Origin of the sequence: Streptomyces sp. NPDC048197 (genome assembly GCF_043202395.1) — a bacterium.
GTDB lineage: Bacteria > Actinomycetota > Actinomycetes > Streptomycetales > Streptomycetaceae > Streptomyces > Streptomyces siderophoricus.
In genome coordinates this window covers 145,971-159,366 of the sequence record NZ_JBIDAJ010000008.1, presented here as the reverse complement: position 1 = coordinate 159,366, position 13,396 = coordinate 145,971, and the positions used below count along the sequence as shown (strand labels likewise).

Sequence of the window (13,396 nt, the reverse complement as noted above, 5' to 3'; positions counted from 1 at the left end):
CTCTCAGCGGCGTTTCAGTGGGCCACGGCTGCGGCGCCGTGTTCGTCGACCAGCGCGCCCGTGGTGAAGCGGTCAAGGGCGAAGGGGGCGTTGAGCGGATGGGGTTCGCCGGTGGCGATGGTGTGGGCGAAGGTCAGGCCGGCGGCCGGGGTGGCCTTGAAACCGCCGGTGCCCCAGCCGCAGTTGACGTAGAGGTTCTCGATCGGTGTGGTGCCGATGACGGGGGACGCGTCGGGGGTGACGTCGACGATGCCGCCCCAGGTGCGCAGCACGTGAGCGCGGGCGAAGACCGGGAAGAGTTCGACGGCGGCCGCCATCTGCTGCTCGATCACATGGAAGGAGCCGCGCTGGCCGTACCCGTTGTACGCGTCGACGCCCGCGCCCATCACCAGCTCGCCCTTGTGTGCCTGCGAGACGTAGACGTGCACGTGGTTGGACATCACCACGGTGGGGTGCACCGGCTCGTGCAGTTCGGAGACCAGCGCCTGGAGGGGGTGGGACTGCACCGGCAGCCGGAAGCCCGCCCGCTCGGCCAGCACGCTGCTGTGCCCGGCGGCCGCGAGGCCCACCCGGCCGGCGCGGATGCAGCCGCGACTGGTCTCGACGCCGACGACCCGGTCACCGTCCTTGAGGAAGCCGGTGACCTCGCACCCCTGGATCAGGTCGACGCCCATGTCGTCGGCCCGGCGGGCGAGCGCCCAGGCGACGTGGTCGTGCTTGGCGATGCCGGCCCGCGGTTGGTACGTGCCGCCGAGGACGGGGTACCGGGTGTCGGCCGAGACGTTGAGGATCGGGCAGACCTTGGCGACCTCGTCCGGTTCGAGCCATTCGGCGTCGACGCCGTTGAGGCGGTTGGCGTTGACCCGGCGTACGCCTTCGCGGACGTCCTGCAGGGTGTGCGCGAGGTTGAGCACGCCGCGCTGGCTGAACAGGAAATCGTAGTCCAGCTCTTCCGGCAGCTGCTCCCACAGCTTGAGGGCCCGCTCGTAGATCGCGGCGCTCGCGTCCCACAGGTAGTTGGAGCGGATGATCGTGGTGTTCCGCGCCATGTTGCCGCCGGCCAGCCAGCCCTTCTCCAGGACGGCGACATTGGTGATGCCGTGGTGCTTGGCGAGGTAGTAGGCGGTGGCCAGGCCGTGACCGCCGGCGCCGACGATGACGACGTCGTACGAGGAGCGCGGCTCGGGGTTGCGCCAGAGCCAGTCGGGGTGCTCCGGGAGGGGCGTGGTGGTCATCCGGCGAATCCGTTCCGGTCGGCGTAGAGGGGGAACTTCCCGGCGAGCGCGGTGACGCGGCCGCGCAGCTCAGCCGTGTGCTCGTCGGCGCGTTCCTCCTTGAGGGCGAGCGCGATGATGTCGGCGACCTCGCGGAACTCCGCGGTCCCGAAGCCCCGGGTGGCCAGGGCCGGGGTTCCGATCCGCAGCCCGGAGGAGACCATCGGCGGGCGGGGGTCGAAGGGCACCGCGTTGCGGTTGACGGTGATGCCGATGCGGTGCAGCCGGTCCTCGGCCTGCTGCCCGTCGAGCGCGGAGTTCCGCAGGTCGACGAGGACCAGGTGGACCTCGGTGCCGCCGGTCAGCACGGTGATCCCGGCCTCGGCCACATCGTCGGCCAGCAGCCGTCCGGCCAGGATGCGGGCGCCGTCGAGGGTGCGCTGCTGGCGCTCCTTGAACGCCTCGCCCGCCGCCACCTTGAAGGCCACCGCTTTCGCCGCGATGACGTGCTCCAGCGGACCGCCCTGCTGGCCCGGGAAGACCGCCGAGTTGATCTTCTTGGCGAGGTCGGCGCGGCTGAGGATCACCCCGCCGCGGGGGCCGCCGAGCGTCTTGTGCGTAGTGGTGGTCACGACATCGGCGTACGGCACCGGGCTCGGGTGGAGACCCGCGGCCACCAGGCCGGCGAAGTGCGCCATGTCCACCATCAGGTACGCGCCCACTGCGTCGGCGATCCGCCGGAACGCGGCGAAGTCCAGCCGGCGGGGGTAGGCCGACCAACCGGCGACGATCATCTTGGGCCGGTGCGCGAGGGCGAGCTGCTCGACCTCGTCCATGTCGATGCGCATGTCGGACTCGCGCACGTGGTATGGCACGACGTTGTAGAGCTTGCCGGAGTAGTTGAGGCGCATGCCGTGGGTCAGGTGACCGCCGTGCGCGAGGTCGAGGCCGAGGATCGTGTCACCGGGCTTGAGCAGCGCGAACATCGCGGCTGCGTTGGCCTGGGCGCCCGAGTGCGGCTGCACGTTCGCGGCCTCGGCGCCGAACAGTTCCGTCACCCGCTCGATGGCCAGCTTCTCGATGACGTCTACGTGCTCGCAGCCGCCGTAGTAGCGGCGGCCCGGGTAGCCCTCGGCGTACTTGTTGGTCAGGACCGAGCCCTGGGCCTCCATGACGGCGGCCGGGGCGAAGTTCTCCGAGGCGATCATCTCCAGGGTCGACTGCTGACGGTGGAGCTCCGCGTCCACCGCGGAGGCGATCTCCGGGTCGATCTTGCTCAGCGGGAGGGTGAGGGGAGAGGCGACCGTGGCGATCGACGGGTTCGTTGCCATCTGCACACCATTCTGGGAGCCAACTAATGAGCAACTGATATATTAGCCTGTGCGTTAAGGTATGGGAGCTTGCTGAACACGTCAAGGGGGCCTCATGCAGCACGTGGCGACCGAGCCCAGGGGCGAGGAGCTCTCCCTCGCCGAGCGCGCCTACCGCGCCATCCGCGACCGGCTCGTCATGCTCGAGATCCGCCCGGGCGCGCCGATCAACGAGGACCAGCTGGCACAGTCCCTGGGCGTCGGGCGGACCCCGGTGCGCGAAGCACTCAAGCGGCTCCAGTACGAGCGGCTGATCACGACCTATCCCCGGCGCGGCACCTTCGCCACCGATGTCAACATCACCGACCTGGCCCACATCTCCGAGGTCCGCCTGGAGCTGGAGCCGCTGGCCGCCGCCCAGGCCGCGCGGCGCGCCACAGCCGCGGACCGCGCGACTCTGACGGCCGTCCGGCGGGAGCTGGAGAGCGTGGATTCCCGTCGCCGCGACGCCGACGAGCTCATGCGCCTGGACCTGCAGGTCCACCGCGCCATCTACGCCGCCACCCACAACCCGTACCTGGAGGACACCCTCGTCCGCCACGACAACCTGGCCACCCGCATCTGGTGCCTGTTCGTCGAGCGCATGTCAGACATGGCCGGCCATGTCGAAGAGCACGGACCATTGATCGAGGCGATCGTCGCCGGTGACCCTGACCAGGCGGCGCAGCTCGCCCGCGGTCACGTCGAGGGCTTCGAGCGGGCCATCCGCGAGGCCATCTGAAGGGGGGCGGCAGAAGGGCGACACCACCTCCGGATACGTCTTCCTGCGGATACGTTTTCCTCCGCATACGTCTTCCTCGGCACCGTCACCGCTGCCGCATGCCGCATGCCGCACGTCGCACGTCGCACGCCAAAGTTTGGCTCCGCTCGGGACCGAGGAGACAAAGCGCTAGGCGTCCCGGTATCGATCCCGGACCTCGGGACATTGCCGGAAGCCGGCCGACTTGTAGGTGGCGACGGCGCCGACGTTGGAGCTCGGGGTGCAGACGATCGCGCTCGACGATCCCAACTCCCGGAGTGTGGCGGCCGCGGCAACGGTGATCGCCTCACCGTAGCCGCGCCGGCGATGGTCCCGGTGCACGCCCATCGGTTCGAGCAACCCGGGCCTGCCCGGACCGGCCGACCACACCGTCACCGTCGCCACCGCGTTGCCCCGGTCGTCGTACGCGATCAGAGACCGGGCGTCGGCGTACGGCAACCCGGCCGCCATCGCGTGCCAGCCCTCGTCCGTGAACCTCGACCCGTCGAACGCTGCCCGATGTACGGCGGCGAACACATGCGCCTGCTCCGGCCCGGCCACCTCGATCCGCACGCCTGGGTCCTGTACCGGCTCCGTGAGGTCACGGCGCAGTGGCGTCCACGGCTCGTCGACGTGCCAGCCGTCCTCGGCCAGCAGGTCTTGGACCAGTGCACTCATCGGCGCCTCGATGTTCACCCTCCCCTCGGGCAGCACGCCGCGCTCCGGCTCGGTCACGTCTTCAACCAACTGCTGCGCCAGCTCCTCGTCCCGGTGAGCGTCCGGCGCGATCGTCAGCCGCAGCAGCCCGGGACCGTCCAGCAGCCCGACGGCGAGTACCTGTCCGTCCCGGCTCCATGTCCGGACCGCCGCGGCGGTCGCTTCCGCACCTGACCGCCAGAACCAACCCAGGTCCCCCGGATGCAGTTGCATCGGTGCCCCCTCGTACTGCCACTCCCGCAGCACGCCCACAGCCTCGCTCAGCCCGTCGACTCCCGGCTTGCCCAACGCAATCGTCATACGCCCGATCACACACCACCGCACCGACGGTCCGCACCCGGTTTCCGACCGGTCGGAAGGGTGGGGAGTTGGGGTCTGGAAGGAGTACCCGCTGTCACCAGCAGCGGCAAGGGGCCCGGGCGCCCAGGCGCCCACAGATAGCCATCGCCCACTGGAGCTCATCCCGCACACCTGAGAGCGGCTGAGTCGTTGTCACTTCAGCGACTGCAGACAGCAGACAGCAAACGCCAGACAGCAGACGGCAGCAGGTGGCCCGAGAAGCGGAGGCGGCGAGCGATGGCGGTAGCAGAGGCGAGCGGGGCGGCGCGGGACGGGAAGGACGGGGCGGCTGGCCAGGGCGCGGTGCGTGTGGTGGCGCGGAGGTTGTTGCCGCTGCTGTTCGTGCTGTACGTGGTCAACTTCCTTGACCGCGCCAACATCGGCGTGGCCGCGTTGGCCATGAATGCCGAATTGCACCTGAGCGCGACGGACTACGGAACCGCCGCCGGGATGTTCTTCGTGGGCTATGTGCTCTTCCAGGTGCCGGCTGCCGTGGGGTTGAAGCGGTTCGGTGCCCGGCGTTGGCTGGCGGGCGTGGTCACTGCCTGGGGGTTGTGCTCGGCCGCCACCGCCTTCGTTACCGACGCCCGCGGCCTGTACCTGGCGCGCTTTCTCCTGGGGCTCGCCGAGGCCGGGTTCTTCCCCGGTGTCGTCGCCTATCTGACCACCTGGTTCCCCGCCCAGCGGCGCACCCGTGCGCTGGCGGCATTTCTGCTGGCCATTCCCGTGGCGACCGCAGCCGGTCTGCCCACCTCCGGTCTGCTGGTCGAGCATGCCGGCGTCCTCGGTCTCAGTGGTTGGCGGTCGATGTTCCTGATCGAGGCCGCGCCTGCCATCGTCCTGGGGGCCGCGGCGCTGCGCCTGCTGCCGGACTCGCCGCGCCGGGCCGCCTGGCTGACCGCCACCCAACGTGCGGCGCTGGAAAGGGAGTTGGCCAAGGACACGCCGCCGACCACCACCGGCCGCACCGTGTTGGGGCGGGTCGTACCCTTCGCACTGGTGCAGGCGGGCGTGTGCTTCGCGGCCTACTCGCTGCAGTTCTTCCTTCCGCAAGCCCTCACCGCGCTCTTCCCCGGGGTGAATGCCTCCGGCGTCTGCGCGCTCGCCGCCCTCCCCTACCTCATCGCGGCCCCGACCATGCTCCTCTGGAGCCGCCACGGTGACCACGCAGGACAGCGGAACTCGCTGGTCACCGTTCCCATCGCCGTCGCCGCGCTCGCCGCCACCGCAGCCGCGCTGTGCGACCTGCCCCTGGTCACCCTGGCCGCGCTGACCGTGACCGTCGCGGCAAACATGGCCGCCGTGCCCGCCCTCTGGAGCCGCTGCACCAGCTCACTGGCCGGCCGTCACTCCGCCACCGCAATCGCCGCGACCAACGCACTCAGCAACCTCGCCGGTTTCGCCGGCCCCTGGGTGACCGGACACCTCGCCGATACCACCGGCGGCTACCAGGCGGTCTACGCCGTCCTCGCCTGCATCCTGGCCACCGCATGCGTCACAGCCCACCGACTCCCCACCAGCCCGGCCAGCCCGGACGCTCTGGTGACGACACCAGCCACGCACACGTCGGCCACGGTGCCGGACAGTACGGCCCGATGATGGGTCGGTAGCATCCGGCCTCGGCAAAGCGCGCCTGACTCGCGCCTGACAGCGGCGTCCAACGCCTCCCGAAACAGGCACAACGGCCCAGCCTGCAAGGCTGCTGCTACGTACCCGCGGCGTCCCCGAGGCTGTTACGCACGCGCCGCGCCCCGTCGAGATCGGGCGTGGCCCGGCACGGGAAAGCGCACGTGCCCGGCAAGTCAGCCAGCTCTTGTGTTGCAGCCCTCGCAAGGTGATGTATCAGCCGCGCCTCGATCACCCATCAGAGCTGTCACGGCCCAGGAAGCTGAGCCTGACCGAGGGTTTTGTTGAAGCTGGGGCCGAGAGGCATCGGCTCGCTCCCGTGTCATGGCAACCGACGTCGCCGTATTAGGGTGACGATCTGTTGCCATGACATGGCCGAAAAGCCGAGTAGCCGAGAAGGGGGTCCGACGGTGTCCGAATCGGGGCGGCTCATAGCCCGGCGGTATCGGCTGATCGAACGGCTGGGCCGGGGCGGCATGGGCACGGTCTGGCGGGCCGAGGACGAGGTGCTCGGGCGCCAGGTGGCCGTGAAGAAGCTCCACGTACCGCCGCACCTGCACGACGACGAGGTGCGCACCCTCCACGAACGGACCCGTCGCGAGGCGCGCAGTGCGGCCCGGATCACCCACCCCCATGTGATCGTGGTGCACGACGTCGTCGACGACGAGGGCCTGCCGTGCATCGTCATGGAGTACGTCCCCTCCGTCACGCTGAGCGATCTGCTCAAGCGACAGGGTGCGTTGCCGCCGCGGGAGGCGGCCCGGATCGGCGGTGCGATGGCCGGTGCCCTGCGCGCCGCGCACGATGCCGGAGTACTGCATCGCGACGTCAAGCCCGCCAACGTCCTGCTGGCGCATGACGGCCGGATCGTCCTCACCGACTTCGGCATCGCCGTGGTGTCGGGGACGCCCTCTCTGACGCGGACCGGGGAGTTGATCGGTTCGATCCAGTACCTCGCACCGGAACGCCTGCGCAGCTCGATGGGCGAGCCCGGCCCGGCCAGCGACCTTTGGTCCCTGGGAGCGACGCTGTACCAGGCGGTCGATGGGCGCCCGCCGTTCCTCCGGGACACCGCGATCGAGACGGCGTACGCCATCGCCACCGAGGACCACCCGCGCCCCCGGGGCGCAGGTGCCCTGGCCCCGGTGATCGAGGGGCTGCTGGTCAAGGACCCCGCCCGCCGGATGGACGGCTCCGACGCTCGTCGGCTCCTGGGGCAGGTGGCTGGAGGGCAGGTGCCCCACGTCCCGGACGGCGCCCCCGGTGCGGAGGAGGCCGGCGAGGCGGAGTGGATCGGCGCGGTGGAGGCCGGTGGTGGGAAGTTGGCCGGTGCGGAGGCCGGCGTTGGGAAGTTGGCCAGGGCGGGAGAGGCCGGCGTTGGGAAGTTCGCCGGTGCGGAAGAAGCCGGCGTGGGGAAAATGGCCGGTGCGCAGGTGGCTCCCGTCGAGGCGGCCACCCGGCGGGAGCCGGTGCCGGGTGCTGTCGCCCCCGCGCGCCAGGGACGTTCCGGCCGCCGCCAGGCGCGATGGCTGGTGCCGGCGGTGGCGGTGGTGGCCGGAGCCGGCGTGACTGGTGCCGTACTGCTGTGGCCTCCGGGCGACGGCACAACGGCGCGCACCCACCCCTCCGCGACCAACTCCCCCCGGCACCGCCCCTCCACCCACCCGACTCCTCCTCCCCCACTGCCCTCCGGGTACCACCAGGTCAAGGTGGCACAGGGCTTCTCGCTCCCCGTGCAGGACGGCTGGAAACGCGACGACGCGCCCGACGGGGAGATCCGTTACATCGATCCGACCGGGCTGGTGGGCCTGCGGGTCGACGTCGTGGAGTTCGCCGGGTCGGACCCCCTGCGGCACTGGGAGGAGACCGAAGAGGCCCAGACCCGTCGGGACAACCCCGGCTACGAACGGGTCCGGATGAGCCGCACCACCTTCCGCGGACTCCGGGCCGGCTACTGGGAGTTCACCTTCGACGGCACACAGCGCGGATTCCGGGCTGTCGAAATGGCCTTCTCCGGGACGGACGGCACCCAGTACACGGTCTACCTCTCCGCACCAGAGGCACGGTGGACCCGCTACCGGCCCGTCTTCGACACCACCATGAAGGGCATTCGGCTGCCGGACCAGGCGGGCAACTCACCGTCCTGACCGGTCAGTCTTTCGTCCTCGTCCACGATCTCGAATTCCAGGTCGCGCCCCGCCACCGCACCCCTACTGAGCGTTCCCTTTCGCCTTCTCCGCCCTCTGGCCGACGTACCGGAACACCGCCGAAAGCTACCGATCAGTTCGGGGCAACCGGACGCCGAGGAATGCCATCTCTGTGGTCGAACGAGCCCTACAAGGCTCCAAGCACCGAAGCCGCCGGAACTTCACACCCCGAATTCCCGGACCCTTTGGTAGACGCGTCCTGCGTGATGCAGCGTTGTTTCCTCGTTCTTCTCCAGCACAGTTCCGTCATGCGCACCTTAACGAGTGGGGTAGGCGCGCGTGCCGGTCGAAGGGAATTCGCATGCCCGCATCCACAGCTGCCGTACGACGTCAGCGCAGAAGTAGCCGCGTGACCATCGCCGTCGCCACCACTCTTCTCGCCGGTGCGTCGGTACTCAGTTCGCAGGCGCCGGCCTTCGCCGAGGGCTCGTCCACGGTGCCCGACACCATCTACGAATCCGACGACCAGGTCATGGCGGACCTGACCAAGTGGTCTCCGCTCCAGGATTCCGAGAGCGTGATGGGCCTGCCCACCGGCCTCGACGACAAGCAGGTCAACCTCTCGGACGTACAGGGAGGACAGGTCAACTACAGCCCCGATCAGGCCATCAAGGATGCCCAGGCCGCGGCCAAGGCGTTCGCCGAGGACCCCAACACCAAGGAGCCTGCCCGCGAAAGCGCCAAGAGGCTCTACGAGCCCATCTCGGGGCTCAACCAATCGCCCGACTACACCGCCCCGGTATTCACCGGCAAAGCTGGCTACAAGGACGAGTGGACCCAGGAAAATCTCGACCAGCTCTGCAATCGACCGAACCACGACCCTGCCCGCGTCGGCCAGAAGCCGCCCTGCGCCTTCGTCGGCAAGCTCACCGACAAGTATCCCCTCCGAGGCTCCGCCGGAGACGGCCTGGCCGGTGGCGGGAAGCTGACCTACAAGATCTCCAGCTCGGTGGCCGACGAGAAGAGCGAGACCGAAGGCTGGTCAATAGGCGGAAAGATCACACCGAAGATCAGCGACGGAAAGAACGAGCTTCCGGGGGAGGTGAGTTTCGCCTACAGCTACTCGTCCACCTCCACCAAGAAGCTGCAAAGCACCCTGGAAACCGACGTCGAGATGACCGTGCCCGACGGAAAGAAGAAGGGGTGGCTGGAGCCCCGGGGCAACGGCGGGTATTACACCGGCTATATCGTCTACCGGCAGAACAATGACACCGAGCAGCGGATGGTCGCCGTCCCGGCCCGCGTCTACGTCCAAGCCCGCAACACCACCAGCCCGATCACCTGGTTCAAGCGCGTGATCTAGCCCCACCGGCAGTCCATACGACGACGTGGCCTCGACCCGGGAAAGGGAGGGTCGGGGCCACACGGGGGATTTCCTGCGGAAGTGAATTCCCCGCAGAACTGGGAGGCCAGCCCTCCCAGTCTGCACCGTTGTGCGCACAGCCGGGGGGCGGCTCCTTGGCGTACGCAATAACAGGAACCGGGCGCCTTACGAACGGAGTTGAGATGGCAGACGACCATACGCAGCAAGGAGACTCAGCATCGCGTGGTGGGAACAGGCCCCCGGGATCTGCCTCTGATGTCTTCGAGCCCTCCGGCCACTCCAGTCTCTCCGGCCACTCCGGCCACTCCGGCCCCTCCGATCGCGGACCCTCGGCTGTCTCAGAGCCGGCGTCGGCACCCGCGCCCCGCGCACGGCCGCCCCGCAACGGTCTTGGTATCGCCGCTCTCGTCCTCGCTCTTCTTGGCATCATCGGCCTCATCGCCGGGTCGGTCTTCCCGGCCCTGTTCTGGGCGGCGGGGGCTCTGACCGCGACCGCAACGGTCCTGGGTGCCCTGGGCATCCTCGGTGCCCTGCGGCCACAGCGGGCACAGCGGGCAGAGTGGGCAGAGTGGGCAGAGTGGGCAGAGCGGGGACGGCGGGCTGACACCGGCAACCCCGCCACCGCTGTGACCGGCGCGGTCCTCGGTGCCATGGCTACCGCGTGGTTCCTCAACGGCGCGATGGTCACCACCAACGCTTTCCAACAGGTCTCCTGCGCCGCCCCGACGGCCGGTGACGGCCAGCTCCGTTATGACAGCACGCGGTGCTTCGAGGACGGGCTGCAGGTCACCGCTTCGTCCTCCACGCCGTACACCCCCAGCGAGGAGGAACGGCAGCGACAGGACAGCAACATGCGGGACAAGCACATCGTGTCCGTACAGATCACGATCCGCAACGGATCCACCGGCATCCTGGATACGGAGGAGCTCTACAGCATCGGGGCGAAGGACGCCCACGGACGCACGGCCGACCCCCTCTTCGAGGGTGACGATCATTCCAGCGGACTGGGACGAACGCTGCTGCTGCCCGGCATGAAGAAAGTCATCACCCAGCGCTTCGCCCTGCCCCTGAACGCGGCCAGCCACCTTGAGGTGGGGGTGGACTTCGCCCGCGCCGCAGACAACCGCACATGGCTGACCACCCTGCACAACGAAAGCGCTGTCTGGAGTGGTCCTCCGCGATGACCCGGCGCCAGACCGCAACAGAGCAAGGACGAAGACGAGGTCGAGGGCGAGGACGAGGGCAAGGGCGAGGACGAGGCAGTCAACTGGTTGTCGCTGCCGGCTTGTTCGTCACCTCCATCATGTGCTTGGGAGAGTTGGTCACGACCGCGTAGGCGCCCAGTTTCTTGGCGGTGGTGTAGTCGCCCTTGGTCTCAATACCGATCAGAACGGTCATGACCGAGGGGTGGGTGTGGAAGCAGGCTGCGGCGGCCCGGTCCCACATCAGAGCCTGCTTGACCGGGCTGCGCCCCTCGCCGAGGGTGAACTTCTCGGTCACCGTCACATCACGGCGCAACTCGAACGCGGCCCAAGTCCCGCTTCGCGGTGCGTTGAGGCAGTTACCAGTGAGGCGGGCGGCGACCAGGCGCGTGCGGGTGGTGTCACGATCCTCCATCAACCACGCGTGGGGATAGGCCGCGATGGCGTCCAGATTGGGCTTCTCGTCTGAAGCAGACGCCCCTACGCGGTCCAGGACCGCGGCGGCCCCCGCAGCAGTGGCTGTGACGGCAACCGCCGCGACCAGACCAGCCGTCCACCTTCGCCTCACCGACATCACCACTGCTCCCCTCCCGAACCGGACACCCCCGCCACAGCTACCAGTAACCCCTATGCCCAAGACACCTCCACCGGCCTCAAACCCCACGGACGAGCGGACGAACACCGGCTCCGCTCGCTGAAACCCGCGCCGGTCAACAGCAGCCAGGTTCGTTCCAGCGGGTTCCCCCCGCCATTGGCCGCGTTCCGCGAAGCCGCGCTCACGCCCACTCCAGGAGGCGTACCGTCTCGAGTCAGTTCGAGACAGTGGAACGCCCGTGCATCGGCATCCACCGTGAGGGCAACACCCCACCAGGCAGCCGGCAGCCGCTGACCAGTACTACCCACACCACGAGCCTCCCGACAAGACGGAGGGCCAATCCATGACAGGCAGCCCGTTCACCTTGGCCACCGAGCAATGGCAGCAGCTCGCCGCCGCCCGCCAGGCCTACACCGACACCGTCAGCCCGCACTACGACGAGACTCTGCAACAGGTGACGCAACGTGCACGTGCCAGCGGAGACATCGGCAAAGCCGACATCGGAGCACTGCTGATATGGAAACGGCTCAGGGCCGACACGCCATGGGCCGCCAAACTCATGGCCCTCGCGGATGCCGACGTACGCCACGTAACAGCCGCGGCCACAGCCGCCGCCCGGGACACCTCCCTCAGCCGCAGTGCGGCAGCACGAGCCGGCCGAGCAGCCCTCCGCTCGCTACCGGGCTTCCACACCGGCGACGCCCTCGCCTCCGCAGTCCTCACGGCGGCCGCACCGGACCGCATGGCCATGTACGACCGGCGAGCCCACAGCGCACTGCACACCCTAGGCATCACTCTCAGCCACGCACCCGGCCGCTACAGCCGCTACATCGATGCGATCGACCAGCTCCTGGCCGCTGCCCCACCACCGATCCGCAACTGGACCGCACGAGACATGGACACCGCCCTGTACTGGCTCAACCACCCCACCAACATGGCAAGCACAACCGCAACCGCAACCGCATAGCAATACTCAACGAAGCTGATCAGCCAGGGCCGACTACAACCGACTCGCACGATCCATCCCTGCAGAGAGATGCCAGTCCCGGGCCAGATGTCCAGGCCTTTGGCATGCCTCAGGTCGGACGCCCTCGAATTCTGTCCCGACCTACGGCAGACACGGAATTTGAGTACGCGTACTCATGCGCCAGACCCCGCCTCCTCGAAAGGTGGGGTCGGAGGTGCGGGGAATGAAGGAGACCCTAGCTGGCCGGTGGCGCCGAGTCCGCAGGCGGTGGGCCCAAGCGGGCGGACTGTTGCTGGCGTTCGCCCTGGTGGGGCTGACGGCAGCGTGCTCTCGCAAGCCGTCGGAGAAGAAGCTGCGGAAGCAAGCCACGTCCCCCTTGGCCGAGTCCCGCAGGGCGGAGCAGGAGCACAAAATACGCGCCCTGATCGAGCGCCTTAGCGCTGTTGAGGGCCTGGAGCACCTACTCACACGTTTCACCGACTCCTGTGCCAGGCCTGGCAACCGCTCGGTCTTCGAGAACAACCGGTCTCCCTATGTCCTCACGTGTGGCATGGAGGCCGTCGCCTACTTCGGCGTCCGCGGAGACATCACCGACGTGCTGCCCCGGATCCGCGCGGCCGGCATCGCGACCTGGGGACGACAGGACGGCAAGGGGCGGGACCTGCCGCACGCGGCCGGCACGGTTTCCTACGCACTCGACTATCACCATAAGCGCGGCCGGAACCCGGACGGCAGCCTGCTGCCCGCCCCGACGCTCACAGCACCGGGGCTCCGGATCGACTGGGACCGGCCGGACCTCCCTCTCCCGAACAAGGTCGAGGAACCCGCGCCGTGCCCCCCGGTCGAGACCGCGATCTACCAGCGCTGCTCGACCGTCCCGCAAACCCCGATGAGCACGGCGGCTGCGCGGGCCCGGTACGGCACCGTCCTGACCTTCAGCCTCGGAGACAGGTGGGATTCCTCCACGGAGAACTACTTCACCGTGCCCCGCCGGAAGTGACCCGCCGGCAGTCCCCCCCCCCCCCGCAGCTGACCCCGCGGCCGTGAATACTCATCGACCACAGCATCAGCGGCCGCACCTGACACCGCTCAAACA

General features: G+C 69.0%; 11 protein-coding genes. 7 read left to right on the top strand and 4 right to left on the bottom strand.

The genetic code is table 11. The features are described from left to right. Positions 1-14: 14 nt before the first annotated feature. Together ACGF4C_RS14040 and glyA are read right to left on the bottom strand one after the other, a co-directional pair. Positions 15-1,235: a sarcosine oxidase subunit beta family protein gene (locus ACGF4C_RS14040; protein WP_393566135.1), complete on the bottom strand. Its 1,221-nt coding sequence runs from the start codon at positions 1,233-1,235 to the stop codon at positions 15-17. Continuing rightward, positions 1,232-2,545, bottom strand: a complete 1,314-nt coding sequence (glyA, locus tag ACGF4C_RS14035; protein WP_393566134.1) for a serine hydroxymethyltransferase — start codon at positions 2,543-2,545, stop codon at positions 1,232-1,234. Before glyA ends, ACGF4C_RS14040 begins: the two co-directional genes overlap by 4 nt. A gap of 94 nt (positions 2,546-2,639) precedes the next feature. Here glyA and ACGF4C_RS14030 point away from each other — a divergent pair, with 94 nt between their 5' ends. After that, positions 2,640-3,305 carry a GntR family transcriptional regulator gene (locus ACGF4C_RS14030; protein ID WP_393566133.1) on the top strand — a complete coding sequence of 222 codons (666 nt, stop codon included), beginning with the start codon at positions 2,640-2,642 and terminating at the stop codon, positions 3,303-3,305. Positions 3,306-3,473: 168 nt separating this feature from the next. On the opposite strand, the gene ACGF4C_RS14025 is transcribed toward ACGF4C_RS14030, so the two are convergent. Further along, the gene (locus tag ACGF4C_RS14025) at positions 3,474-4,340 is read right to left on the bottom strand and encodes a GNAT family N-acetyltransferase (RefSeq protein ID WP_393566131.1); all 867 of its coding nucleotides are present in this window, start codon (positions 4,338-4,340) and stop codon (positions 3,474-3,476) included. Positions 4,341-4,616: 276 nt separating this feature from the next. On the opposite strand from ACGF4C_RS14025, the gene ACGF4C_RS14020 reads away from it, so the two are divergent. The 4 genes from ACGF4C_RS14020 to ACGF4C_RS14005 all read left to right on the top strand — a co-directional run bounded on the left by ACGF4C_RS14020 (position 4,617) and on the right by ACGF4C_RS14005 (position 10,720). Beyond that, complete coding sequence (locus ACGF4C_RS14020) at positions 4,617-5,978, top strand: MFS transporter (protein WP_393566129.1); 1,362 nt, start codon at positions 4,617-4,619, stop codon at positions 5,976-5,978. Positions 5,979-6,415: 437 nt separating this feature from the next. Further along, the gene (locus ACGF4C_RS14015) at positions 6,416-8,152 is read left to right on the top strand and encodes a serine/threonine-protein kinase (protein WP_393566127.1); all 1,737 of its coding nucleotides are present in this window, start codon (positions 6,416-6,418) and stop codon (positions 8,150-8,152) included. 409 nt (positions 8,153-8,561) lie between these two features. Continuing rightward, a complete protein-coding gene (locus tag ACGF4C_RS14010) occupies positions 8,562-9,515 on the top strand; it encodes a hypothetical protein (RefSeq protein ID WP_393566125.1) in 954 nt (317 codons plus the stop codon). A 671-nt stretch (positions 9,516-10,186) separates the two neighbouring features. After that, positions 10,187-10,720: a hypothetical protein gene (locus ACGF4C_RS14005; protein WP_393566123.1), complete on the top strand. Its 534-nt coding sequence runs from the start codon at positions 10,187-10,189 to the stop codon at positions 10,718-10,720. Positions 10,721-10,799: 79 nt separating this feature from the next. Here ACGF4C_RS14005 and ACGF4C_RS14000 read toward each other — a convergent pair whose 3' ends face one another. Further along, positions 10,800-11,318, bottom strand: coding sequence for a hypothetical protein (locus ACGF4C_RS14000; protein WP_393566121.1), 519 nt, complete (start codon positions 11,316-11,318; stop codon positions 10,800-10,802). 358 nt (positions 11,319-11,676) lie between these two features. On the opposite strand from ACGF4C_RS14000, the gene ACGF4C_RS13995 reads away from it, so the two are divergent. Both ACGF4C_RS13995 and ACGF4C_RS13990 read left to right on the top strand, forming a co-directional pair. Further along, positions 11,677-12,300 (top strand): hypothetical protein, encoded by a 624-nt coding sequence (locus ACGF4C_RS13995; protein WP_393566119.1) that lies wholly within the window; start codon positions 11,677-11,679, stop codon positions 12,298-12,300. Between the two features lie 550 nt (positions 12,301-12,850). After that, a complete protein-coding gene (locus ACGF4C_RS13990) occupies positions 12,851-13,300 on the top strand; it encodes a hypothetical protein (protein WP_393566118.1) in 450 nt (149 codons plus the stop codon). Positions 13,301-13,396 lie beyond the last annotated feature (96 nt).